Below are 24,236 nucleotides of genomic sequence, written 5' to 3' on the forward strand. Positions count from 1 at the left end.
GACCTTGCGCCCTCGGCTCAATTCGCCACGTACACATCCGGATCCGCGCTCGAACTCGGCTTCTTGAAGGCATTCCGCAGGGCGGCCGACATCGGGACGTTGTAGTTGAGGCCGTTCGGCGGCGTCGGCGATTGCAGCCATTTCTTGTAGAGCACCTCGATCTCCGGGCTCGCATAGAGCTCCGCGGTCGCGCGATCGGCGAGCGCCTTGAACGGGGCATCCTCGCGGCGCAGCATGATGCCGTAAGGCTCCGGCTTCGAGAACGCCTCCTCGCTGATCATGAAGGCTTGCGGCTCCTTGGAGCGCGCGATCGCGACCGCGAGCTGCACGTCGTCGAGCGCGTAGGCCTGGGCGCGGTCGGTTTCCAGGAGCAGGAAAGCCTCGGCCTGGTCCTTCGCCGGCATGATGTTGATGCCGAGATTGCGGTCCGTATTGACCTTGGCGAGTTGCGTCAGGTTGACCGAGCCGGCCACGGCCGTGACCGCCTTGCCCCTGAGGTCGTCGATGGTGTTGATCTTCGCGGCCTTCTTGGCGGCGAACCGCGTTGCGCTGAGGAAGTGCGTATTGGTGAAGGCGACCTGCTTCTGGCGGTCGGCGTTGTTCGTGGTCGCCGAGCAGTGCAGATCGAGCGTGCCGTTGACCATCAAGGGAATCCGGTTCGACGAGGTCACGGCAAGCGTGTCGACGGCGATGTCGGGCATATTGAGTTGCTTCTTCACGGCATCGACGATTTTGAGGCAGATGTCCATGGCAAAGCCGGCCGGCTTCTGGTTGCCGTCGAGATAGCTGAACGGGACGGACGCTTCCTGATAGCCGAGCGTGATCTTCTTGGTCTCCTTGATTTTCTGGAGCGTGCCGGTGAGATCTTCAGCCGAAGCTGTGCCCGCAAGGCATGTGACGGCCAGAAAAAGGGTAGGAAGACGCATCGGGAGCTCCTTGAATAGGTGTCGGCCGTGCCAGCGCACAGCCGCGCGTGTGATAGCCCAGAGCAGCACCGATCGCCAGACGAGGTTCCGCTGATCAGCTATCGCGGTTTTGTATCGGCCAGACCAAGGCGACGCCGCTTCCCGCCTTAGTCGCAGGTGAGCTGTTGCTCGAACCAGCCGGCGACCCGTTCCGACAGGGCCGGCCACATCCGCTTGAGACCGTCGAGCTTGCCGACATTGGCGCGGTACATCGCCCGCAATTCCTGCTCGATGGCCGGCAGGTCAACGCCGGTACACGCCCCGTCGCCGACGATCGTCCTGCCTGAAACGACGACCTGCTTGACCAGCGAAGCGTTGCCGCGCGCAAACAGCAGCGTCATGGGATCGACAGGCATGATCCGGTCGCGATCGAGCCGATCGAGGTCGATCACGACATAGTCGGCCGGGTTGCCGGCGACGAGCTCCCCGCTCCCGGGCGCCCCGGTGGCACGGCGCCCATTGCGGATGGCCAGGGAGAACAGCTCGGCCGGTGTCCATGTTGCCTTGAATCCCAGGCCGCCATGGGCCATCTGCACCAGCCGCATCTCGCGCAGGATGTCGTCGTCCTCGTCCAGCGCCAGCCCGTCGACGCCGACCGCGATGGCGCAGCCGCATTTGTGTGCGGCGGCGATCGGGGCGAGGCCCGAGCGCAGATGCATGTTCGAGCTGAAATTGGTGACGATGCGCGCACCCGACGCAGCGATCATCTCCAGCTCGTCCGGGCGGGCGTGGATGCAGTGCGCCAGTGTCAGCCGCTCCGAAAGGAAACCAACGTCGCGAAGCCAGCGCACCATGTCCGGAAAGTTCTGGTCAGCCCAGGCGCGTTGATACACGGTCTCCAGCAGATGCATGTGGATGCGCCGGCCCGCCCGCGCCGAATTCTCGGCAACCGCCTCCAGCAGCGGCTTCGAGCACCATTGCACGCCGGCGGGCCCGAGCTGCACGTCGATCATCGGGCCGGCGATGGCGGCGGCAATGGCGTCGGTCAGCTCGATATAGGCCTTGGGCGACATTGGCGCGCGGATGAAGAGATCTTCGATGGCCTTGCGATCGTGGGCGGGAAGTCCCGAGAGCGCCGGCTCGGCATCGCCATAAACGATCGGGTTCTGGTCGCGCACCGCGAGCGCAAAGGCCATGCGGATGCCGACGGCGGACGCCGCTCTTGCGATCGCCTTGGCTTCGTCGAGCAACGGCATCGTCCCGCTCGGGCGGGTGTAGTGCACCATCATGGCCGCGCAGCCGGCCTTGGCCGAGCGGGCCAGCGCGGAGGCGGCGGTCAGGTAGGGATCGACCGGTGTGCCGAGCGCGGTGCGCAGGATCCAGCTTTCCAGGGGCATGCCGACCGCGCCAAAGGACGATGCCGTGGCGCGGGCATGATCGTGGGCGTTGACGAAGGCCGGAATGACGAAGGAGCGCGTGCCGCTGCCGGCCTCCGCTCCTTCCGAGATGTCGGCGATGACACCGGCCTCGTGCCGCAGCACGACATTGTCGCGGATGCCCAGATCAGGGCCACGGAACAGGCTGGTCGCCGAAACCTCCGTGGCCATGACGGTCTCTCCGGGCTCAGTTGGCCGTATACACCAGCTCCCGCTCGGCACGCGGCGGCAGGAACTCCCGCGAGAACACCTCGGCCGTAGCCGGCGCGCGGGCGAGCTGATAGCCTTCGACGATGATGCCGATGGCGCGCGTCATGCGATCGTCCTTGATGTCGCCGACACCGATCTCCTTCATCTCCGGCGAGACGATCAGCTTGTCGAAGGAATATTGCAGCCGGCGCTTCTCGACCGCGACGTCGATCAGATTGTCGTAATTCAGCGCAGCCTTCATGCCGGCGTTCTGGTCCTTGGCCACCGCGATCGCGCCCTTGTTGATGGCACGCACGAGACCCGCGACCGCTTTCGGGTTCGACGCGATCAACTTCTTGGAGACCATTACGCCGTTGGAATAGAGGTCGAGACCGTACTCACCGAACGAGAACCATTTGAAGTCCTTGTCGGGGTCCTGCCGGTTCAGCACCAGGTTGAAATAGCTGGTGATGTTGAAGACGAGCGCGCCGTCGATATCGCCCTTGATCAGCATCGGCTCCTGGAGATTCGGTGCCATGTTGGAGATCTTGATCTTCTCGCCGTCGAGGCCGTTCTTGCGCGTGAACACCGGCAGCAGGCGGGTCGTCGGCGTGCCCTGCGCGCCGCCGAGGGTGTGGCCCTCGAAATCCTTGATGGTGTTGATGCCGCTGGTTTTCTTGGCGACGATCGCGAATGGCGGCTGGTTCCACATCATGTAGACCATGACGGGCGCCTCCTGCGGCTTGGTCGAGGCGTTCTGGATGATGGCGTTGACGTCGCCGAAGCCGGCGTCGTAGGCCCCGGACATGATGCGCGTCACGGTGGCACCCGAGCCCTCGCCCTGGTCGATGACGACGTTGAGGCCCTCCTCTTTGAACAAGCCATGATCCTTGGCGTAGAAGAAGGCGGCATCGCTGCCTTGGGTCTTCCAGCCCAGCGTGAACTTGATCGTGGTCTCCTGGGCAATCGCGGCCCCCGTGGACAGGGCCAATCCCAGCAGCGCGGCAGTTACTTTTCTCAACATCGAGACCTCCTCAAGCTTCGTTGCGTGACGGTTCAGAAAATCAGGTGGCAATCACGTCGTTCTTGCGCGTGGCCCAGCCGGTGACGCGGCTCTCGATCAGCGAAAACACAACGTAGAGCGCGACACCGAGGCCCGCGAGCACGAACAGGCCCGCGAACACCAGCGGCACGTTGAAATTGGAGGACGCGGTCATCATGACGTTGCCGATGCCGCGGTTGGAAGCGACCGTCTCCGACAGCACCGCGCCGACGAAAGCGTAGGAGATCGCGACTTTCAGCGAAGCGAAGAAGAACGGCATCGTCCGGGGCAAGCCGACATTCCAGAGGATGTCGAACTTGCTGGCGCCGAGCGCCTTCAGCACGTCCTCGAGCTCGGGCTCGGTGGTCGCAAGGCCCGTCGCGATATTCACGACGATCGGAAAGAAGCAGATCGACAGCGCCGTCAGCACCGCAGGCACCGTGCCGGATCCGAACCACAGCACGAAGATCGGCACCACCGCGACCTTGGGAATCGAGGAGAAGCCAATCAGCAGCGGATAGCAGGTGTCGTAGGCCGTCTTCGACACGCCGATGATCGCGCCGAGGGCAACGCCGAGCGCGACGCCAAGGACGAAGCCGAACATCGTGGTCGCGAGTGTCTGCACGATGTGAGGCCACAGCACCGGGAAGCGCTGAACCAGCGTCACGAACACTTGCGACGGCCGCGGCAGCACGAGGTCCGACATGCCCGTCATCAGGCAGAACAATTCCCAGGCGACGAAGAACAGCACGATCAGTCCGGCCGACCACGCCTTCTGCCTGATATCGATCCCGAACATCAGCCTGCCCCCTGTTCGCTAGCGCTGCGCGCATCTTCGATGAAGGCGCGCAGCTTCTGGTTCAGCGCGACGAAATCCGGCTCGAAGGTCATGGCGACGGTGCGCGGCCGGGCGAAATCGACGCGGCTGTCGTCGAGGATGCGGCCGGGGCGTGAGCTCATCACGCAGATGCGGCTGGCGAGGAAGCCGGCCTCGCGCAGGTCGTGCGTGACCAGCAGCACCGTCGGCTTGTGCGTCATCCAGAGGTTCTGGAGGATCGCCCACAGCTCCTCGCGGGTGAACTGGTCGAGCGCGCCGAACGGCTCGTCCAGCAGCAGCATGCGCGGCTCGTGGATCAGCGCGCGGCAGAGATTGGCGCGCTGGAGCATGCCGCCGGAGAGCTGCCAGGGATAGCGGCTGCCAAATCCCTTGAGGCCGACCTGCTCCAGCAGCGCATTGGCCTTGTCGCGGAATTCGGTCTTGCGGAGCCTGCGGAAGCTGGAGCGGAACGGCTCGACGATCTTGAGCGGCAGCATGATGTTCCGCTCGATCGTCATCCACGGCAGCATGGTCGGGTTCTGAAACGCCATGCCGACCCGCATCGCCCGCGCCGCGACCTCGCGCCCGCCGACGATGACGACGCCGCTGGTCGGCTGCACCAGGCCGCTGACCAGACGCAAAATGGTCGATTTGCCGCATCCGGACGGGCCGACCAGTGCGACAAACTCGCCGTCGCCGATCTTCAGCGTGGTCTTCGACAGAGCCGGCACGGCGCGGTCGCCGCGCCCGAAGGTCACGGAGGCCTCGGACAGCTCGATCGCGGTTGCGGCAACGCCTTCGGGAACAGGCCGGCCGTCGAATTGGGCGTTGGGTTGCATGCGCATCACAGCCAAAGTGCATGCAAGCTGGATGCCAGCCGGCCAGCCCCTTAGAATCAATGATTTGGCGGAACGCACCGCCAAACGGCCGGACTCGATTTGGGCAATCCAGCCCCCAAACTGCATGCAATTGGGGCGCCGGATCGCCGCAAGGCTGTGCTAGAGAGAAGCTTCGACCTCCTCAAGGATTCGCCGATGGCGGCGCGCAGCACCAGCAAGACTTCTGAATCGTCGGACAAGGTCAGTGTGATCTGCCGCGCGCTGCGACGTGCGATCATCGAGCAGGCGCTGGAGCCCGGCGCGAAACTGCCCGAAGATGCCCTCGGCGAGCGCTTCGGCGTCAGCCGCACCATTGCGCGCCACGCGCTGGGGCAACTCGCCGCCGAGGGTCTCGTCGAGCTGCGTCGCAACCGCATCGCGGTGGTGGCGACCCCGAGCTGGCAGGAGGCGCGCGACGCCTTCGACATCCGCATCGAGCTCGAACGCCTCGTCGTCCGCCAGCTCGCGGGCAAGCTGACCAAGGCGCAGATCGCGGAGCTGAATGCCCATGTCGACGCCGAGGACGGCGCACGCGGCGGCGCGGATGCGGTCTCGATCCGCCTGGCCACCGAATTCCACATCCTGCTCGCGCAGATGACGAACAGCCCGATTCTGGTGCGCTATGTCAGCGAGGTCGCCTATCGCTGCTGCCTGACGCTGTCGCTGTACAGCCGGCCGCATTCGACCGAATGCGCCATCAACGAGCACCGCGCCATCATTTCTGCGCTGGCCAAGGGCGACGAGGCCAAGGTGATGGACTTGATGCACCATCACCTGGATTCCGTGGCCAATCGCGCGCTGGTCGCCCCCACGCCGCAGCGCGGCCGCGACCTGCTCGACATTCTCGCGCCTTATGCCGACGAGGTGACGAGCGACCGCGTCGTCAAATTGCCGAAAGTGGCGCGGAGAGGTTAGGCCTCGATCCCGCGCTGCACGAGGATACGCTCGGCGCTGTCGTTCCAGACGTCCATCTTCACGATCTGCCCGCCCTTGACGACGAAGCGATCGACATAGCGATTGCCTTCGAACGGCGTGCCGTCGATCCACTCGCCATAGAGCGTGCCGACGCTGTAGACGACGGTCTCGTCTGCGCCGGGGCAGACGTCGAACCGGTCCATCTTCTTCTTCACCCAGCGATAGCGCCTGGCATTGAAGCCGGTCGGGCCGCGCGGATGATCGAACTCTCGCCCGCCAGTGAACGTGATCACCGTGCCGGGCTTCATATAGGCCGCGGCGGCATCGGGATCGGGTATCATCGAGGCCGTCAGATAGGCCTCCACGATCTCGGCGTCGGTCATCGGGCGGTCGGCTTTTGCGGGAGCGGACATGGTGGAGCCTCCAAAGGTGCCGGCATTCTACAATTCGACCCAAAAAGTGCATGCATATTTTTTGGACAATCTGGCCACACAACTGCACACAATCTGGAGCTGCCCGCGCTCACCGTTTCCGCTAAGGCTATCACAGCTGAATTCGATGCCATGACCGCGCAGACCGCCTTCGACCTGATTTTCCGCAACGCGCTGTTGCGATCATCCGCCGCACCCGTCGATATCGGGGTGAAGGGCGGACGGATCGCCGCGATGGAGCCGCGGCTTGCCTGCGAGGGTGTCGAGGTCGACCTCGGCGGGCACCTTGCCCTGCCCGGCTTCGTCGACACCCACATCCACCTCGACAAGGCCTGCCTGCTCGGCCGCTGCGGGCACAATCACGGCAGCGTCTCGGAAGCGATCCGCGCCGTGGCCGGGATGAAGAAGGATTTCACGGTCGAGGATGTCTACGCACGCGGCGCCAGGGTGCTCGAACGCGCCATCCTGAACGGTACGACGCGGATGCGCACCCATGTCGAGATCGACCCGCGCATCGGCCTGCGCGGCTTCGAAGCGGTCAAGTCGCTCAAGCGCGACCATGCCTGGGCGATCGACCTGTCGCTCTGCGTCTTTCCGCAGGAAGGCCTGACCAACGACCCCGGCAGCGACGAACTGCTGGTGCAGGCGCTGCGCGACGGCGGCGAGGCCGTCGGCGGCTGTCCCTACATGGACGCGGATCCGAACGCCCATCTCGCGCGCATCTTCGATCTCGCGCAAGAATACGACGTCGATGTCGATCTCCATCTCGACTTCGATCTCGATCCCTCCTGGTGGCATCTCGACGAGGTCTGCCGGCAGACCGAGCGGCGCAATTACGGCGGGCGCGTTGCGATCGGCCATGCGACAAAGCTCTCGGCCTTGCCGCCGCAGCGGATGCAGGCCGCCACCGCGCAACTGGCCCGATCAGGCATCGCCGTCACCGTGCTGCCCGCGACCGATCTCTATCTGATGGGACGCGAGGCCACCCACAACGCGCCGCGCGGGCTGACGCTCGCCCACAAGCTCGTGGGCGACGGCGTCGTGTGTTCGGTCGCGACCAACAACGTGCTCAACCCCTTCACGCCGTTTGGCGACGCCTCGCTGCTGCGGATGGCGAACTTCTACGCCAATGTCGCTCACGCCGCGGTGAGCGATTTCGACACCTGCCTCGATCTCGTCACCGAGCTGCCGGCGCGGCTGATGAATCTCGAAGATTACGGCCTCAAGGTCGGCAACCCCGCCGATCTCGTCGTGCTCGATACGCAAGACAGCCGCTTCGCCATCGCCGAGCTGCCTGACATCGTGATGGGCTTCAAGAGCGGCCGGCAGACCTTCGAGCGGCAACGGCCCACCCTGTTCCGCCCACAGAGCTGAGCGGCCCTCGCTGCGTCTTGGCCTTGCGCGCAGCGTACGCAATACTCACCGCAATTGATCGACGGAGGAACCAAACGGCGTTCGACAAAGCCTTCCTCAACGCGCGCTCTGACGGCGGCGGCCGCCACCATACCGCCGTCAAGGTCGGCCGAATCGCCGAGATCACTTCGGCCGAGCGAATGCGGCCGATGTTCCCGACGGTGGTCGCAGTGCCGCAGGGCCGCGCTGTGTACAAGGCAGGTATGCTCGTCGCTTCTGACGGCAAGATCGTCGGAAAACGTCGCTGAGCGCAGGAGGTTTCCAACCGTTTTCCGGCCGAGTCTCCGCTGAATCCGAGTCCGGTAAAATCCCGGACCGTAACCCAACGCGTTGCGGGAAAGGTCCTGCTAACCCTACTAGGACATGCGCACTGACCGTCTGCGTTCTCTGGGGAAGTTATGGATATGTTCAGCGCATTCAACAGCATCGACTATCGATCGATCCGGGCCAGCACACCTGCCGAAACCGCCGTCAAGCGATTGAACGGCATCGGCGAAGTTCTATCTGGCCTCGATATCTCGGCGATCCACACGCAGGACGACAAGACCCGTGCGCTCTGGACGCTGGATACCGCGGACAAGTGCATCCGCATGATTGTCACCGAGTTCCGCACCGCGCCTGCCAGGGAGCAGGTCGTCCGCAAGGCCAAGAGCCTGGTCGATCTGATCGAGCTCGCCCGGGACGAAATCTCCAACTATCGCGACGACGGCAGGGTCCTAAGCTGAACGTTCGCGTTCGGCGTCAACGTTTGATTCTTGCCAACATCCGGTCTGCCTCGGTACGCCAATCCGCGCTGCGGGCAAACTCCTTGGTGCCCCTGATGCCGAACAGCCCTTCATCGGCCAGATCGGCCACCCAGGCCTGACGCTCGGCCGTGCCCTGCGCGGACCACGGCGTCAGCCCCGCCTCACGCACGGTCTCGGCGACCTCACGCACCTCCTCGGCACGGCGGCGACCATGCTCGATCACGCGCTGGAAGAAATAGGCGCCCTGCTTTTCCCAATTGATGGCAGGAAACGTCTCCGCGAGTGACGCCAGCACCGCATCCTCGACGCCATAGGCGCGCGCGGTCGTGAAGCTTTCGATGACCATGGCCTCCAGACCTTTGATCATGATGCTGCGGCACATCTTCACCGCCGATGACACCCCAAGCCCGTCGCTCGCGACCTTCGCGGCAAAGCCGATCGCATTCAGCAGCGGCTCCAGCTCCCTCGCGCCGGGACCACCGAGCAACAGGGGCACCTTGATGCGATAAGGCGGCACCGAGGTCATCACCGCGCCCTCGACATAGCGACCAGCGGCGCCGTCGATCAGCGCGGCAGCCCGCTGCTTGGCGCCGGGAGATGCCGAATTGAAATCGAGGAACCAGGTGCCCTGGTTGATCGCTGCGGAACAGGCCTTTGCGACCGGAACAGCCTGGCTTGCGGTGACGGCCGAGATGATGAAATCGGATTTCGCGGTCAGCTCGGCATGAGACGCCGCGAGCACGACACCAAATTTGGCCGCATGCTCTTTCAGCGGTGCGCCCTGCTCGCCCCCGAGCTTGACGTCATAGGCCGCGACCTTGATGTCCTGTTGCCGCAGATCCTCGGCCAGAATCCGGCCGACCTCGCCATAACCGACCAGCCCGATCTGCCACCGCTTCGGATCCGCCATCAGTTCAATCCTCCTGTCGTCTCGTCGAATAGCTCGTCGATGGCATAGCGCCGCGGGATCAGCGCCTGCTGGAAGGCGTAGTCGACGATCAGCTCGAGCGGCTTTCTGTTGGCCTCGATTCCGAACGGAACGAAGTCGGGATGTCCCGCAGGTCCCATCTGGCCCTTGTTGCGCTTGAGCAGATCATAGATACCCTCGACCACGTCGGGGCGCGATTTCGCGAGCCTTTCGGTCACGACCACGAGATGGTTGACCGGGACGACACCACGCCGCGCGTACCACTTTGCGGCCTCTGCGGCCGGATCGGGGAATAGCGGCTTCAGGTTCGGATCATTGGAGGTCTCGCCGAGGACCGCATCGAGCTCGACGTCGAGCAGCATCTGCAACACCTTCTTGTCCTTCGGCGCGCGCTCGGTGGTGTCGACATATTCGGCGACATGCGGATCCTCGAAGGTCACCCAGCGGATCTTGTCGAGATTGACGCCGTAGTCGTTGGCGAGGATGCCCCGGATCCAGGCGCCCGTCGTCGTCGTGAACGAGCGAATGCCGACGCGCTTGCCTTCGAGATCGGACGGTCCGAGCGTTCCTCTCGCGGGATTGTACAGCGCATAGGAATGCTGGAAGCGGCCCATCATGGTCGCCGGCAGCAGCACCAGCGGCTTGCCGTGCGCCTTTGCCATCAGATAGGTAACGATCGCCATCTCGCAGACGTCGAAGGCTTGCTCGCGCACCATCGGCTTGAACGCCGCGTTGGTCGGCGTGTATTCGACGAAATCGAGATCGAACAGATCGGAGCGGAGCGCGCCGCTCTTCACCGCCTGAACGTGGGGGTGATTGCCGAGCACGGCCTTCAGCTTGAGACGATCCATCCGCCCGCTCCGCTTCGCCCTCAGACGTCCTCGGGATTGTCGACGTAGACGAGACCGGCCTTCGCCAACGGCTCGCGCATGCTGTACATGTCGAGGCCGAGCTCGCCCGAGGCGAGGCGCCTACGTTTGCCGCCCTCGTCCGCGTTGCGCTTCTTCGCCTTCTCGGCTACTTCGGCCGCATAGCGCTTCGGCACCACGACGACGCCATCGTCATCGGCCACGACGATATCGCCGGGATCGACGTTGACGCCGGCGCAGACCACGGGGATGTTGACCGAGCCGAGCGTCGCCTTCACGGTGCCCTTGGCCGAGACCGCGCGCGACCACACCGGAAAATTCATCTCGTACAGCGCTTTGACGTCGCGGCAGCCCGCGTCGATGATCAGCCCCTGCACGCCACGGGCCTGGAGCGAGGTCGCGAGCAGCTCGCCGAACATGCCGTCGGTATTGTCGGTGGTGCAGCCGACCACGAGGATGTCGCCCTTCCTGCACTGCTCGACGGCGACGTGGATCATCCAGTTGTCGCCGGGTTGCGCCAGCACGGTGACGGCGGGACCGGCGATCGATGCGCCTGCCCAGACGGGTCGCAGATAAGGCTTCATCAGGCCAAGCCGGCCATAGGCTTCGTGCACGGTCGAGACGCCGTACTCCGCCATGCCGGCGGGATCGGCACGCTTGATGTTGCGAACGACGACGGGCTTCATGCCAGCTCCTCCGCAACCGTCGGGAATAGGCGCTGATAGGCCTCGCCATAAGTCATGGGCACGCCGGTGTTGCGGCTGCCCTGGATGCCGCGGTTGAGGGCGACGCGCTCGTAATAGCCCCAGAGATGTTTTTGCGCGGCGAGGATCTGGAACGCCTCGTACTTCTCCTTCCAGACCTCGTCGATCTTGAGGATCGTGTCCGGCTTGTAATTGCACTGCTCCGGCTGGTGCGGCTCGAACAGGAACACAGGCGGCGCCGAATATTTGTACTGCGCGCCGGGCTTGTGACCCATCGCCTGCGCGACGACCCGCGTCTCCTGCGCGAAATGCGCCGCGTTCGGATGGTCGAAATTATAGGGATCTTCCAGCGCGTGGGTCAGCACGAAGCTCGGATTGAGCTCGCGGTAGATGTCGACCATGCGGTCGAAATGCGCTTCCGTCAGCTTGAGCGGATAGTCGCCGCAATCAAAGAACTCGATCTCCGCCCCGAGCAGCTTCGCTGCCCGCTCCGCCTCGTCCTTGCGCCCGGCCTTGACCGATTCCAGCGTCGCGCCCTTCTCCTTCCAGGCGAACTGGCTTTCGCCACGCTCGCCGAAGGATAGGCAGACGATCTTCACGCGATAGCCCTTCTTCGCATGCAGCGCGATGGCGCCGCCGGCGCGCCAGACGAAATCGCCGGGATGGGCGGTGACCACGAGACCTGTTTTCATGGGACGAACTCCCCTCTTCGTTCGTAAGCATCTTAGGCCGCCCGCCTCATGCAGGCAGCAAATTCATCAGGCGACTGCGGCCGCAGGTTCCTCGCCGTCGAGCACGCGCTTCAACCGCTCGGCGTCGAGCGCGCCTTCCCATTTGGCAATGGCGATGGTCGCGACCGCGTTCCCGATCAGATTGGTTGGCGTCAGCCCCTGCGACATCAGGCGGTGGATGCCCAGTACCAGCGCCACGCTCGTCATCGGAATCGTGCCGGTGGCGGACAGCGTCGCCGCCAGCACGACGAAGGCGGCGCCGGCGATTCCCGCCGCGCCCTTGGACGTCACCAGCAGGATCAGCAGCAGCTCGATCTGCTCGGCGAGCCCGAACGGCGTGTTGGTCGCCTGCGCCAGGAACACCGAGGCCGCAGCGAGGTAGAGGCAGGTGCCGTCGAGGTTGAAGGAATAGCCGGTCGGGATCACGAGCCCGACCACGCTCTTCTCGCAGCCGGCTCTCTCCAGCTTGGTCAGCATGCGCGGCAGCACCGTCTCGGACGACGTCGTGGCGATGCAGATCAGCAACTCTTCCCAGATGTAGCGGATCAGCTTGAGCAGCGAGAAGCCGCACAGCCGGGCCACCGGTCCGAGCGCGACGACAATGAAGGTCACGCAGGTCAGATAGAAACCGCCGAGCAGCTTGCCGAGCGAGGCCAGTGATCCCACGCCGAACTTGCCGACCGTAAAGGCAATGGCGCCGAACGCCCCGATCGGCGCCGCCCACATCACGAAGCCGACCACCGCGAACACCATCTTGGCTGCGATGTCGATCAGGTGGACCAGCGGCGCGCCGCGCTCGCCGAGTTGCACCAATGCAAAGCCGCACAGCACGGAAATGAACAGCACCTGGAGGATGTTGCCTTCCGCAAAGGCGCCGACGAACGTCGCCGGCACGATGTTCATCAGGAACGGCACGAAGCCGATGACGCTGGTCTGCTTGACGTAAGGCTCGATCGCGCCGGCATTGATGCTGGCGGGATCGATGTTCATGCCGGCGCCGGGCTTAAGGAGATTGACAGCAATAAGACCGATGATCAGCGCGATCGTGGTCATGATCTCGAAATAGACGATCGCCTTCACCGCGACACGTCCCACCCGCGCCATGTCGGCCATGTGGGCGATGCCGTGCACGACGGTGCAGAAGATGATCGGCGCGATCAGCATCCGGATCGCCTTGATGAAGGCGTCCCCGAGCGGCTGCATCTTGGCGCCGGCCTCGGGGCTGACACTCCCAAGCGCGATGCCCGCCACCATTGCGATGAGCACCTGGATCCAGAGCTCCTTCCACCAGACCCGCCCGCGCGGCTTGTCGATCGCGAGCGCCGTCACCGGTCGAACTCGAACAGACGAGCCGGATTGTCGACGAGGATCTTCTGCTGAAGCTCCGGCTCCGGCGCAAACAGCGGAATGAGATCGACGAGGTCGCCGTCATTCGGCATGACTTTAACGTTGGGATGCGGCCAGTCCGTGCCCCAAATGATGCGATCGGGCGCGGTCTCGACGATCTTTCGCGCGAACGGCACCGCATCCGTGAACGGCGGACCGGCCGAGGACACGCGCTCGGAACCGCAGATCTTCACCCAGCACTTCTCGTCGCGCTGCATCAGCTCGATCAGGATCCGGAACGGCAACTGGTCGAGCCCCTCGGACGCCTTCACCCGGCCCATGTGGTCGATGGTGTAGCTGAGCGGCAGCCTGGTCAGCATGTCGGCATATTCGGGCAGATCGATCGCGTCGAAATGCAGGTCGATGTGCCAGCCGAGCGGCGTGACCATCGCGACGATGCGGTCGAAGACGCGCTTGTCGGGCACGCCGCCGAGATGGCGGACGAAATTGAAGCGGCAGCCGCGAAAGCCGCCCTCGTGCAGCACGGCAAGCCCGCGCTCGGTGATGGTGTCGTCGATATTGGCGACCGCACGATAGGCGCCGTTACTCTGCGCGATCGCATCGAGCGCTACCGTATTGTCGGTGCCGTGCACGCTGGCATTGACAATAACCGCGCGCTCGACGCCGAGCTTGGCATGCAGCGCCTTGAAATCCTCTAGAGGCGCGTCCGGCGGCGTATAGGAGCGATCCGCTGCATAGGGATATTTCGAGCCGGGCCCGAAGATGTGGCAATGCGCATCGCAAGACAGCTTCGGCAGCCTGAACTTTGGCGTGCGCGTGTTGGGATCGGGCGGCGGAATGGTCGGAGTGTACATCGTCTTCATCAGGTGAACTTGAACAGGCGCGCGGGATTGTCGACCAGCAGCTTGTGCTGGACCTTGGTATCGGGTGCGAAGAGCGGGATCAGGTCGACGATCTCGCCATCATTCGGCATAACCTTGACGTTGGGATGCGGCCAGTCGGTGCCCCAGAGCACGCGATCGGGCGCATTGTCGATCAGCGCCTTCGCGAACGGCACGGCGTCATGGAACGGTTTGCCGGTGCTGGACGCGCGCTCCAGGCCCGTGATCTTGACCCAGCACTTCTCGTCCTTCTTCTGAAGATCGAGCAGCGAGGTGAAGCCGGGGTCGTCCAGCCCCTTCCCGGCCTGCACCGTCCCCATGTGATCGATCACATAAGGCGTCGGCAGCGCAGTGAGGATCGGCGCGAACTCGGCGATCGTGCCCGGCTCGAAATAGACGTCGATGTGCCAGCCGAGTTCGGCAACGCGATGCACGATGCGCTGGAACTTGTTCATGTCGCCGACGCCGCCGAGGCGCTTGAGGAAGGCGAAGCGGCAGCCGCAGATGCCGGCCTGGTCGAGCGCCCCCAGTTCCTTCTCGGTCATCTCGTCGTTGACGTTGGCGATGCCCTTGTAGGCGCCCTCGCTTCTAGCGATGGCATCGGTGACGACGCGATTGTCGGTGCCGTGCACGGTCGCGTTCACAATTACGCAGCGCTCGACGCCGATCTTCTCATGAACGATCCGGAACATCTCCAGCGGTGCATCGGCCGTATTGTAGGGCCGCTTCTCCGAGAAGGGATAGCGCGACGCCGGCCCGAAGATGTGGGTATGGCTGTCGCAGGATTTCGGCGGCAGCTTGAACGACGGCGTTTTGGGATTCGGGTCCGGCGGCGTAATCGTCGGCATCGCCTTCGGCTCTTCCGCGCGCACCTCGCCCGTGAGCACCGCGCCTGCCAGCCCGGTCAAGAGATGCAAGCACTCCCGCCTGTTCATGTTTCCAACACCCTGTCACATCATCCGCCTGCAAGCGGAAGCGCGGTTGCGCGCCTCCCCTCGGGCGGCTGTTCTTCAAGTCTTGCTGCTGACGACCGGCCGCCGCCGTGCCGGCGCGGCCTGATCGAGCGCCGGCGCCTGGAACGCGGCGACGGTGGCCTGCACCAATTGCTCGATCGCATTGGCGGGATCGCTGCCGTCGGCCTCGCCGCGCGACAGGCGCGAGACCCGGTCCGGCGTCACCAGCGAATAATAAAGCGCGCCGAGCAGGAAGTGGCTACGCCAGACGATGTCGGTGCGCGGAATGTGTGGCAGGCTCTCGTGGATCGCGTCGATGAAGGCGTGGCTGGTGTCGTCGAAGGTCTGCGCGATGATCTTTCGCGCGACCTCGTTACCCTCGGCCGACATCACGGCGCGCAGCCGCGTGAAGCGCGCCCCGCCGCCGGCAAGATCGCTGCCCGAGGTGAAGGCCGGCACCACATAGGCGCGCACGATCGCCTCCAGCCGGTCCTGCAGATCGCGCACGCGCTTTGCCGCCGCGAGCAGCTCCGAACGGCGCAGGTTCATCGGCCCGCAATGGCGCCGATAGATCTCCAGCAGCAGGCCGTCCTTGGTCTTGAAATGATAGGTGACGCTGCCGGGATTGGCCCCGGCCGCTTGCGCGATGTCGCGCACCGAGACGGCGTTGAAGCCGTTGGTGGCGAACAGCTCCTCGGCCGCGGCGAGGATCGCCTCGCGCATGTTCGGCTTGCGGGCCGATTCCTTGCTGGTGGGCTTGCGTACCATGTGATTTGTACTATCGTACAAAAGATCAGGTCTCGTCAACAAAAACCATGGGCGGCGTCTGAGCGGGTCGGAAGACCGGCCGCAAGCACGCAAACGCCCGCAAGGAGTGCTGGGAAATGCTGGGTTTGAACAAGATGATCGGCGGTGTGATGCTGGGCGCTGGTTTGCTGCTGGCAGGCGGTGCCGCGCACGCGGCCGACGCTTATCCGAGCAAGCCGGTCCACATTCTCGTCCCCTACGCCGCCGGCGGCGCGGTCGATGTGCTCGCGCGCACCCTCGCCCAGGCACTGGTAAAAACCTGGGGCCAGCAGCCGGTGGTCGACAACCGCCCCGGCGCCGGCGGCATCGTCGCCTCGCAGGCGCTGACCCAAGCCGCGCCCGACGGCTACACGCTGATCCTGGTCGCGAGCGGCCATCCCCTCAACCAGTTCATCTATCCGAGCGTGCCTTATGACACATTCAAGGATTTCACGGCGATCACGGAAGTGGCGTCCTCGCCGCTGGCGATCGTGGTGGCCAAGGACAGTCCGTACAAGACGCTCGGCGATCTCCTCGCCGCCGCGAAGAAGGAGCCGGACAAGCTCTCCTACGGCATGTCCGGCAACGGCACCTCGGCGCATCTCGCCGGCGAGCTCTTGAAATACATGTCCGGTACCAAGATCGTCTCGATTCCCTACAAGGGCGGCGCGCCGGCGCTGACCGCCGTGATATCAGGCGAGATTCCGCTCAGCATCAATCCGCTCGCCGAAGCCATCGGCCAGCTCGAAGGCGGCCCGGTGCGCGCGCTCGCGGTGACCTCGGCTGAACGTTCGAAGGCGCTGCCGGATGTCCCGACCGTCGCCGAGGCCGGCGTGCCCGGCTATGACGTCTCGGTCTGGTGGGGCGTCCTCGGCCCAGCCAAGACGCCGCCGGAGATCGTTGCGAAGCTCGAAACCGACCTCAAGGCCGCGCTGCAGGATCCGAACGTGAAGTCGACGCTCGGCAAGATCGGTGCTGCCCCGGTGGGCTCCTCGTCCAAGGATTTCGACGCCTACATGCATGCCGAAGCGACCAAATGGGAGCCGGTGCTGAAGGCGGCCAACATCCGCGCGCAGTGAGGCGCGCATGAAGATCTGCTCCGGACGTTTCGCGCGCACCGCCCTGCTCGCGGTTACATTCCTCGGCCTGGCCGACGCGCCCGTGCGCGCCGACGGCGAAGCAAAGCTGCTGGCGCCGAGCGGCACCTTGCGCGTCGGCATCTATCCGGGCAGCCCGACCTCGATGGTGACCGATGCCGCCGGCAAGCCGCACGGCCTTGCCTACGACCTCGGCGGCGAGCTGGCAAAACGGCTCGGCATCGGCATCGACTATGTCAGGTTTCAGCGCGTCGCCGACATCGTCACCGCGATCCATGACGGCAAGGTCGACTTCACCGTGACCAACGCGACGCCGGCCCGCGCGGGCGAGGTCAGCTTCAGCCAGCCGGTGCTGGCGATCGAGCTCGGCTTTCTCGTCCCGGCGAAGTCGCCGATCGACAAGGTCGAGGATATCGACAAGCCCGGCGTGAAGATCGGCGTCACCAAGGGCTCGACCTCCGAGCGTACTCTGCCGACGAAGTTCAAGAACGCCACCGTCGTCCCGGCCGAAAACGTCAAGGCCGCCATCGGCATGCTTGGCCGCGGCCAGATCGATCTCTATGCGACCAACAAGCCCACGCTGTTCGAGATGTCCGACCAGATGCCGGGTGCGCGCATCCTCGACGGCAATTGGGGGCTCGAGCACATGGCAATCGCGATCCCAAAGGGGCGCGAAGACTCTCTCATCATGCTCAACCGCTTCGTTGCGGACGAGCAATCCTCCGGCGCGCTCGACACGATCCAGCAGCAGGCGGGCCTGCGCGGCGCGATCAAGGCCAAGCGCGAATAGCTCACTGATCCGCTGGCGCACGCGTGCGGGCGCGCAGAGCACGCCGACATGTTGCGCGCGCGACTCCAACACCGTCGACCCATCTCGCAGCGAACTTTAATTCCAGTTGCTGCAAGTCAACGCAACAACATGGACAAAGCGTCATTTGTGTTCCGCACGGCCCTGCGCGAGCAAGGTCTGGAGAACACTAAGGACGACGCATGAGCAAACCCGCATTGTTGAGACTTCATCGCTGGATCACTCTGGTCTTTGCTGTTCCGCTGTTCGTGATCATCGCCACCGGTCTGATCCTGTCCGTCGAGCCGCTCGTGCAAACGAGTGGCATTGGCGGTGGCGCGATCGATGCGGGCCGTGTCATCGAGTTAGTGAAACGGTATGATCCCGACGGCAAGGCGCGCGGGCTTTCCATCAACGCGGCCAGCCGGCGGATCACGCTGCAGGGCACGAACGTGCCTGCGATCGATCTTGCCACCGGCGAAGCTGCATCGGTGAGTTCGACCGTGTCGGACATCTTCCTCTGGGCGCGTTTCACGCACGAGAGGCTCATGGGACAGGCCTGGCTGGTGACTGCATCCACGCTGGCGATGGTGATCGTCCTGGTGCTTGGCATCGTCATGGGGCTGCCGCGGCTGCGCAACACGCTCTCGGGATGGCACAAGGGGACCGCCTGGTTCACGCTGCCGCTGATCCTGCTCAGTCCATTGACGGGCCTGTGCATGGCGTTCGGCCTGACCTTCCAGACGGCCGCTCCTCCAACCGCGGGCGGCCGCCCTCTGGTCCTGCCGGACGCGATCCGCATGGTCGCATCCTCGCATGAGCTGTCGCACGTCATCTCGATCGGCACCCGCGGCGGCCGCATGATGGCAAGGCTTTATGACGGCGGAGAGTTGCGCGCCTATGCCATCACCTCCGCGGAGGTCACGCCGCTGCCGCGCAACTGGCCGCGCCTGATCCACGAAGGAAACTGGTCGGCCATGATCGCCTCGCCGCTCAATGTCGTAACCTCGATCGCGCTGCTGACGCTGCTGTCGACCGGGCTGCTGATCTGGGCGCGGCGAACGCTGCGCAAGCCGCGGCCCCGCGCGGGACGACCGGCCGACGCGGCCGTGGCCGGCGCCGGCTGATCGCGTCGAGCATCAGTTGCGGGCATTTGCCCTCATCTTCTCCGGTGGCGCAGGCCGTCGCAGGAAATCAGCGTCAGCGTCGGCCGACGGGATCAGGATCGCGCGCTCGCGCGGCAGCGCCTCCGGCATCTCGTCGCGAATGAAGGCGACGAGCCTCTCCCTGATCTCGCAGCGCAGGTCCCAGGATTGCGGCGCGTTCCGCGCGCTGACCAGCGCCCGCAGCTCGATGGTGCGCGAATCCGCGTCGATCACCTGAAGGTTGACCACGGCCCCGTCCCAGAGCTTGGACTGCTTCACGGCGTCCTCCAGCCAGCGCCGGATGCGCGGGACGTCGGCACGGTAATCGACGTGGAGCGCGATCACGCCGATCAGCGAAGCGGTGTCGCGGGTCCAGTTCTGGAATGGCTTCTCGATGAAATAGGACAGTGGCACCACCATGCGGCGCCAGTCCCACAGCCGGATCACCACATAGGTCGAGGCGATGTCCTCGACCCAGCCCCACTCGTTCTCGATGATCACGGCGTCCTCGATCCGGATCGGCTGGGTGATCGCGATCTGCAGGCCGGCGATCAGATTGCTCAGCAGGGGCCGGGCAGCAAGACCGACGATGATACCGGCCGCGCCGGCGGAGGCGAACAGGCTGACCCCGTATTGCCTCACCGAGTCGAACGTCATCAGCGCGGTCGACACCGTGATGATGACGATGATCGTGTCGGTGACACGCTTGAACACGCGGACCTGCGTGACGTGCTTGCGCGCGACGAAGTTCTCGGAGACATCGCGGAAATTCTGCAGATAGCGCGCCGCGCTCATATCGACGATCCGGATCGAGATCCAGCCAATCAGGGCGATGACGGCCACGACGAACAGGCGCATCAGCGGCGTGCGGATCGTGTCGTCGAGCGGCGCGAGTGGCAAGACCAAAGCAACGGCGGCGAGGCATAGCGCCAGTCGGGCGGGACCGGCAGTCCGGTCGATGAAGAGGCCCAACAGCGGAAGCCGGGTTCCGAAGGCGCGAGTGAGCAGCCACATCGCAAGCCGATAGGCGAACAGTGCAAGCAGGATGGCGCCGACAACGAGGCTGAGACCGACAAACCACGACGGTATCCACCCGAGCATCCCATCGATCTCGGCCATGAGGGCCTGCCAGTTCATTCCTGTCCCCGAGGTTGCATTCACACAGCGGGCTCAACGCCTCCCGGCGGGCTTCGCTCCCCCGCCCCGTGCAACGCAGCATTCCGCTGGTGCAACCGTCGCCGGACTGCGCTAATGTCACTGCATTCATGACTCGACGTAGCGGCAGCGCCGATCTTCCCTTGCACACCGGCCGGGTTCCGCCCTGGCTGGCCAGCCGCATGGCTTCACTCGGGGCGATCGTCACACAGGCGATCGTGCATCATTACGGCCGCGATGCATTTCTGCAGCGGCTGTCCCATCCCTTCTGGTTCCAGTCGTTCGGCGCCGTGATGGGAATGGACTGGCACTCCTCGGGGATCACGACCTCGGTGATCGGCGCACTGAAGCGCGGGCTCGGGCCTCTCCAGGACGAGCTCGGGATTTACGTCTGCGGCGGCCGCGGCCAGCACTCGCGCAAGACGCCGGACGAGCTGATGCAGCTCGGCGACCGCATCGGCTTCGACGGCGCGAAACTCACCCGCGCCAGCCGGCTGGTGGCGAAGGTCGACAGCGCCGCCGTGCAGGACGGCTTCGATCTCTATCTCCACGGCTTCTTCGTCACCGCCGACGGCAAATGGACGGTGGTGCAGCAGGGCATGAACGGCGACAAGCGCCAAGCTCGACGCTATCACTGGCATTCCGAGGCGCTGAAGAGCTTTGTCGATACGCCGCACAGCGCGATCGACGGCCCGCAGCAAGGTGAGATCGTCAATCTCACCGACCACCGCGCCGAGATCTCGCGCACCGCACAGCTCGATCTGTTGGATGATCTCGGCCCCGATCGCATCGTCTGCGAATTCGAACGGCTCATCGGAACTGCGCCTGAGCCGGCGCAGGCCATGCTCCCGCATCTGATCATGCCCGCGCATCACGACGTCAGGCCGAAGGACGTATTCGCGCGCCGCCTGCACGGCACGCTTGCGGCGGCAGCCGAGCGCGGCCCGGTCGATTTCCCGGAGCTGCTGCTGACGCCGGGCGTCGGCGCCCGTACCGTGCGGTCGCTGGCGATGGTCGCGGAAGTCGTGCATGGCGCGCCCTACCGCTTCGCGGACCCCGCGCGATTCTCGCTCGCCCATGGCGGCAAGGACCGGCATCCCTACCCCGTCCCGATCAAGGTCTATGACGAGACCATCCGCGTGCTGAAGGGCGCGATCCAGAACGCAAAGCTCGGGCGCGAGGAGGAGCTGCAGGCGATGAAGCGGCTCGACGATCAGGCGCGGCGGCTGGAGCGAACCGCGCGCGGGCCTTCCGTCGAGACCTACATCGCGGGTGAACGCGCCGCCTCGCCCGATCTCGACGGCCGCTCGGTGTTCGGCTGGGAGCGCGATCTGACGGAAACAAAAAAGCGGACCGGCTGAACACCGGTCCGCCAAGGCCTGTCGTGTTCAGCTCGCCGCAGTCAGCGAACGGACGATGCTTGCTTCGCTGCGCGCAGTTGCCCTTGTTCCCCGCCCCTCGGCCGTCACGGGAAGCATCGCGATCGCGCGCAAGCCCGGTCGCCTGCGCCAGTGAACGTCGGCGGGATCGACGGCCAATCCGAGTTTCGGCCAGCGCACGAACAAAGCTTCCAGCGCGCAAGCCGCCTCGATCCGCGCCAGCTGATGGCCGAGGCAGAAATGGATTCCCGTTCCGAACGACATGTGACGGTTCGGCTTGCGTTCGAGATCGAGACTGTCAGGGCGATCATGCATCGCCGGATCCATGTTCGCCGCGGCGAGCATCACCATGACGCGATCGCCCTTCTTCAGGCGCACGCCTTCGACCTCGATATCCCGCCGCACATAGCGCGGCTTGGAGAACTGCACCGGCGAGACGAAGCGCAGGAACTCCTCCACGGCGAGTCCAACACGGCCCCAGTCTTGCCCCAGCCAATCGCGTAAGTCCGGATTTCTGAGAAGCTCGTAGGCAGACCCGCTGATGAGATGCGTGGTCGTCTCGGAGCCGGCGGCCAGCAGCAGGAACACCATGGAGACCATCTCATCCGGCGTGATCTCGCCGCCCTCGCGCTCGACCTGGATCAATTCGGCAATCAGGCCCTCGCCGCCCCTTTCGCGCGCGATCTGCAATTGTCGTGCGAGATAGGCGCGCATCTTGCGGAACGCCCACAACAGGCGAAAGAAGCTGAGGACATTGGTCAACGAGGACATCTCGTTGGCCCAGGCGATGAATTTCGGACGGTCGGCCCGCGGCAGGCCCAGCAGCTCGGAGATCACCGCGAGCGGCAGGATGCGTGCGTAGCGCTGGACGAGATCAGCCGGGTTTCCCTTCGCGAACAGCTCGCCGGCCAGATCGTCTGCGATGGCGCGGATGCGAGGCTCCATCGCGACGATCGCGCGGCGGCGAAAGGCCTCGTCCACGATGCTGCGCAGCCTGGTATGGTCCGGCTCGTCCATCGTCAGCATGTTGTTGGCGATGGTCCTGACGTATCGCGGCATCCACCAGCGCAAGCCGGCGACGTCGCCATCATCCTTGCGCAGCGTGAAGGTCGTGCTGTCCTTCAGGACCGCTGCGGTCGCGTCATGCGTGGTCGTGATCCAGACATCGCCGACGAGAGGAAATCGCGTCGCGACCACGGGGCCGGACATGCGCAATGCCGCGATCGCCTTGGGCGGATCGCGAAAGAAGGCCTCGCTGGTGAAATCGAGGCGCGGTGTCATGGGATCACCGGTGTGATTGGTGGCGCTTCAGGCAGATGGGATGCGGCGCGGCTCGCGCAAGGGCCGGAACCGCTCTCGTCTCGCGAGAACGGACGCTCGAAACGCGCCTATCCGCGCCCCGGCGAACGCTGGCCGGTCTTGCGCTGCTGCTGGCTGGTGTAGGAATCCCAATGGCTCCAGCTGCCATTGCTCAGGCTCTGCAGATCGGTGCCGAGCGGGCGGCGTGTGCGCTTGTCATGATCGGCGATCACGCGCTCCGACAGCGCGATCTTCCGCTTGAGTTCCGCGATGGTCTTCAGGGTCTGGCCGTTCCGCTTCGACGAAGCGATTTCGCCGATCGTGAAGCGCGCGGTCTCCACCGCCTTCAACTCGGCGCGGTTCTTCTTCAACTGAACCCGGTGCCAGGCGATGTGGCTGTCGCTGTCCGCAACCATGTGGGAACTCCGCTGATTCGCTCCCACAGTGTATCAAGCGCCGAATCGGCGCCGCAACGCCCGGCAGGCGGCGAAAATGCGGTCTTATTGCGCAAGAGGACCGACTTAACGTTCGGCGAAGGCCTTTTCGACCACGAATTGGGCCGGCTCGCCGTGATTGCCCTCGACAAAGCCGCGCTCGCCCAGCAGCACGCGGGTGTCCGCCACCAGCGCCGGACTGCCGCAGATCATGACGCGGTCATGGGCGGCTTCCAGCACCGGCAGGCCGATGTCGCTGAACAGCTTGCCCGAAGTGATGAGGTCGGTGATACGGCCGCGGTTGCGGAAGGGATCGCGGGTCACGGTCGGGTAGTAGATCAGCTGGTTCTGGATGTACTCGCCGAGCAGTTCGTCCTTCGGCAGATGCTCGGTGATCATCTCGCCATAGGCGAGCTCCTTCACGTGACGGCAGCCGTGCAGCAGCACGACCTTCTCGAACCGCTCATAGGTCTCGGGGTCCTTGATCACGCTCAGGAACGGCGCAAGGCCGGTCCCGGTGCCGATCAAATAGAGGTTGCGCCCCTCTTCCAGATTGTCGATGACCAGCGTGCCGGTGGCCTTGCGGCTGACGATGATCTCGTCGCCTTCCTTCAAGTGCTGAAGGCGCGAGGTCAGCGGACCGTCCGGCACCTTGATCGAGAAGAACTCGAGGGTGTCCTCGTAATTGGCGCTGGCGACACTGTAGGCCCGCAGCAGCGGCTTCTCGCCGACCTTGAGCCCGATCATGGTGAATTCGCCGTTGCGGAAGCGGAAGGTCGGGCTGCGGGTGGTCTTGAAGGAGAACAGCGTGTCGGTCCAATGGTGGACGCTCAAAACGCTTTCCTGATTGAAATTGCTCATCTCACCCTTCCGTGTCGCTCGCTTGCGGTTCCGAGGCGGTCAGCTATGCGTCGTTTGTACACGATCATTCGTATACTAATGAATAATCCTGCTTGATCCCGGGGTCAA

General features: G+C 64.7%; 26 protein-coding genes. 8 read left to right on the forward strand and 18 right to left on the reverse strand.

All coding sequences use genetic code 11. The features are described from left to right. Positions 1–17: 17 nt before the first annotated feature. From UNPF46_RS10320 to UNPF46_RS10340, 5 genes are all read right to left on the reverse strand, one after another. Positions 18–926: an amino acid ABC transporter substrate-binding protein gene (locus tag UNPF46_RS10320; protein ID WP_142249941.1), complete on the reverse strand. Its 909-nt coding sequence runs from the start codon at positions 924–926 to the stop codon at positions 18–20. A 146-nt stretch (positions 927–1,072) separates the two neighbouring features. After that, the gene (locus UNPF46_RS10325) at positions 1,073–2,512 is read right to left on the reverse strand and encodes an amidohydrolase family protein (protein WP_142249942.1); all 1,440 of its coding nucleotides are present in this window, start codon (positions 2,510–2,512) and stop codon (positions 1,073–1,075) included. 16 nt (positions 2,513–2,528) lie between these two features. Further along, positions 2,529–3,554: an ABC transporter substrate-binding protein gene (locus UNPF46_RS10330; RefSeq protein ID WP_100180482.1), complete on the reverse strand. Its 1,026-nt coding sequence runs from the start codon at positions 3,552–3,554 to the stop codon at positions 2,529–2,531. 40 nt (positions 3,555–3,594) lie between these two features. Further along, positions 3,595–4,371: an ABC transporter permease gene (locus UNPF46_RS10335; protein WP_142249943.1), complete on the reverse strand. Its 777-nt coding sequence runs from the start codon at positions 4,369–4,371 to the stop codon at positions 3,595–3,597. After that, on the reverse strand, positions 4,371–5,228 hold the full coding sequence (locus UNPF46_RS10340) for an ABC transporter ATP-binding protein (RefSeq protein WP_245448497.1): 858 nt from the start codon (positions 5,226–5,228) through the stop codon (positions 4,371–4,373). Before UNPF46_RS10340 ends, UNPF46_RS10335 begins: the two co-directional genes overlap by 1 nt. A 195-nt stretch (positions 5,229–5,423) precedes the next feature. Between UNPF46_RS10340 and UNPF46_RS10345 the strand changes: the two genes are divergently transcribed. Next, a complete protein-coding gene (locus UNPF46_RS10345) occupies positions 5,424–6,182 on the forward strand; it encodes a GntR family transcriptional regulator (protein WP_100180479.1) in 759 nt (252 codons plus the stop codon). On the opposite strand, the gene UNPF46_RS10350 is transcribed toward UNPF46_RS10345, so the two are convergent. Further along, the gene (locus UNPF46_RS10350; protein ID WP_100180478.1) at positions 6,179–6,595 is read right to left on the reverse strand and encodes a nuclear transport factor 2-like protein; all 417 of its coding nucleotides are present in this window, start codon (positions 6,593–6,595) and stop codon (positions 6,179–6,181) included. The two genes, UNPF46_RS10345 and UNPF46_RS10350, sit on opposite strands and share 4 nt — an antisense overlap. 150 nt (positions 6,596–6,745) lie before the next feature. On the opposite strand from UNPF46_RS10350, the gene UNPF46_RS10355 reads away from it, so the two are divergent. The 3 genes from UNPF46_RS10355 (at position 6,746) to UNPF46_RS10365 (ending at position 8,751) form a co-directional block, all read left to right on the forward strand. Then, positions 6,746–7,987 carry an amidohydrolase family protein gene (locus UNPF46_RS10355; RefSeq protein WP_142249944.1) on the forward strand — a complete coding sequence of 414 codons (1,242 nt, stop codon included), beginning with the start codon at positions 6,746–6,748 and terminating at the stop codon, positions 7,985–7,987. 23 nt (positions 7,988–8,010) lie between these two features. Further along, complete coding sequence (locus UNPF46_RS10360; protein WP_142249945.1) at positions 8,011–8,274, forward strand: hypothetical protein; 264 nt, start codon at positions 8,011–8,013, stop codon at positions 8,272–8,274. Between the two features lie 156 nt (positions 8,275–8,430). Next, positions 8,431–8,751, forward strand: coding sequence for a hypothetical protein (locus UNPF46_RS10365; RefSeq protein WP_100181532.1), 321 nt, complete (start codon positions 8,431–8,433; stop codon positions 8,749–8,751). 16 nt (positions 8,752–8,767) lie between these two features. Here UNPF46_RS10365 and UNPF46_RS10370 read toward each other — a convergent pair whose 3' ends face one another. The 8 genes from UNPF46_RS10370 to UNPF46_RS10405 all read right to left on the reverse strand — a co-directional run bounded on the left by UNPF46_RS10370 (position 8,768) and on the right by UNPF46_RS10405 (position 15,953). Further along, positions 8,768–9,685, reverse strand: a complete 918-nt coding sequence (locus tag UNPF46_RS10370; protein ID WP_181769881.1) for a DUF1932 domain-containing protein — start codon at positions 9,683–9,685, stop codon at positions 8,768–8,770. Further along, a complete protein-coding gene (locus tag UNPF46_RS10375) occupies positions 9,682–10,551 on the reverse strand; it encodes a substrate-binding domain-containing protein (RefSeq protein WP_142249947.1) in 870 nt (289 codons plus the stop codon). Before UNPF46_RS10375 ends, UNPF46_RS10370 begins: the two co-directional genes overlap by 4 nt. Positions 10,552–10,571: 20 nt before the next feature. Continuing rightward, positions 10,572–11,255, reverse strand: coding sequence for a 4-carboxy-4-hydroxy-2-oxoadipate aldolase/oxaloacetate decarboxylase (locus UNPF46_RS10380; protein ID WP_142249948.1), 684 nt, complete (start codon positions 11,253–11,255; stop codon positions 10,572–10,574). After that, positions 11,252–11,965: a PIG-L deacetylase family protein gene (locus tag UNPF46_RS10385; protein ID WP_142249949.1), complete on the reverse strand. Its 714-nt coding sequence runs from the start codon at positions 11,963–11,965 to the stop codon at positions 11,252–11,254. Before UNPF46_RS10385 ends, UNPF46_RS10380 begins: the two co-directional genes overlap by 4 nt. 66 nt (positions 11,966–12,031) lie before the next feature. After that, positions 12,032–13,333, reverse strand: coding sequence for a C4-dicarboxylate transporter DctA (gene dctA, locus UNPF46_RS10390; RefSeq protein WP_142249950.1), 1,302 nt, complete (start codon positions 13,331–13,333; stop codon positions 12,032–12,034). Beyond that, a complete protein-coding gene (locus UNPF46_RS10395; RefSeq protein WP_142249951.1) occupies positions 13,330–14,214 on the reverse strand; it encodes an amidohydrolase family protein in 885 nt (294 codons plus the stop codon). The genes dctA and UNPF46_RS10395 overlap by 4 nt, the downstream gene beginning before the upstream one ends. Then, the gene (locus tag UNPF46_RS10400) at positions 14,214–15,167 is read right to left on the reverse strand and encodes an amidohydrolase family protein (protein ID WP_142249952.1); all 954 of its coding nucleotides are present in this window, start codon (positions 15,165–15,167) and stop codon (positions 14,214–14,216) included. The genes UNPF46_RS10395 and UNPF46_RS10400 overlap by 1 nt, the downstream gene beginning before the upstream one ends. A 75-nt stretch (positions 15,168–15,242) precedes the next feature. Then, complete coding sequence (locus tag UNPF46_RS10405) at positions 15,243–15,953, reverse strand: TetR/AcrR family transcriptional regulator (RefSeq protein ID WP_142249953.1); 711 nt, start codon at positions 15,951–15,953, stop codon at positions 15,243–15,245. Positions 15,954–16,069: 116 nt separating this feature from the next. Here UNPF46_RS10405 and UNPF46_RS10410 point away from each other — a divergent pair, with 116 nt between their 5' ends. From UNPF46_RS10410 to UNPF46_RS10420, 3 genes are all read left to right on the forward strand, one after another. Then, on the forward strand, positions 16,070–17,050 hold the full coding sequence (locus tag UNPF46_RS10410; protein WP_142249954.1) for a tripartite tricarboxylate transporter substrate binding protein: 981 nt from the start codon (positions 16,070–16,072) through the stop codon (positions 17,048–17,050). A gap of 7 nt (positions 17,051–17,057) precedes the next feature. Next, entirely contained in the window at positions 17,058–17,858 is an 801-nt protein-coding gene (locus tag UNPF46_RS10415) for an ABC transporter substrate-binding protein (protein WP_142249955.1), read from the forward strand. Positions 17,859–18,058: 200 nt separating this feature from the next. Beyond that, positions 18,059–18,982 carry a PepSY domain-containing protein gene (locus UNPF46_RS10420; protein ID WP_142249956.1) on the forward strand — a complete coding sequence of 308 codons (924 nt, stop codon included), beginning with the start codon at positions 18,059–18,061 and terminating at the stop codon, positions 18,980–18,982. Between the two features lie 12 nt (positions 18,983–18,994). Here UNPF46_RS10420 and UNPF46_RS10425 read toward each other — a convergent pair whose 3' ends face one another. After that, on the reverse strand, positions 18,995–20,137 hold the full coding sequence (locus tag UNPF46_RS10425) for a mechanosensitive ion channel family protein (RefSeq protein ID WP_142249957.1): 1,143 nt from the start codon (positions 20,135–20,137) through the stop codon (positions 18,995–18,997). A 128-nt stretch (positions 20,138–20,265) separates the two neighbouring features. Here UNPF46_RS10425 and UNPF46_RS10430 point away from each other — a divergent pair, with 128 nt between their 5' ends. Then, positions 20,266–21,516, forward strand: coding sequence for a DUF763 domain-containing protein (locus tag UNPF46_RS10430; RefSeq protein WP_142249958.1), 1,251 nt, complete (start codon positions 20,266–20,268; stop codon positions 21,514–21,516). A gap of 27 nt (positions 21,517–21,543) precedes the next feature. Here UNPF46_RS10430 and UNPF46_RS10435 read toward each other — a convergent pair whose 3' ends face one another. From UNPF46_RS10435 to UNPF46_RS10445, 3 genes are all read right to left on the reverse strand, one after another. After that, the gene (locus tag UNPF46_RS10435; protein WP_142249959.1) at positions 21,544–22,815 is read right to left on the reverse strand and encodes a cytochrome P450; all 1,272 of its coding nucleotides are present in this window, start codon (positions 22,813–22,815) and stop codon (positions 21,544–21,546) included. A 107-nt stretch (positions 22,816–22,922) separates the two neighbouring features. Further along, positions 22,923–23,249, reverse strand: a complete 327-nt coding sequence (locus UNPF46_RS10440; RefSeq protein ID WP_142249960.1) for a hypothetical protein — start codon at positions 23,247–23,249, stop codon at positions 22,923–22,925. Between the two features lie 105 nt (positions 23,250–23,354). Further along, positions 23,355–24,128, reverse strand: coding sequence for a ferredoxin--NADP reductase (locus UNPF46_RS10445; RefSeq protein WP_100180460.1), 774 nt, complete (start codon positions 24,126–24,128; stop codon positions 23,355–23,357). Between the last annotated feature and the right edge of the window lie 108 nt (positions 24,129–24,236).

The sequence above is a fragment of the Bradyrhizobium sp. UNPF46 genome, assembly GCF_006658625.1.
Lineage (GTDB): Bacteria > Pseudomonadota > Alphaproteobacteria > Rhizobiales > Xanthobacteraceae > Bradyrhizobium > Bradyrhizobium nitroreducens.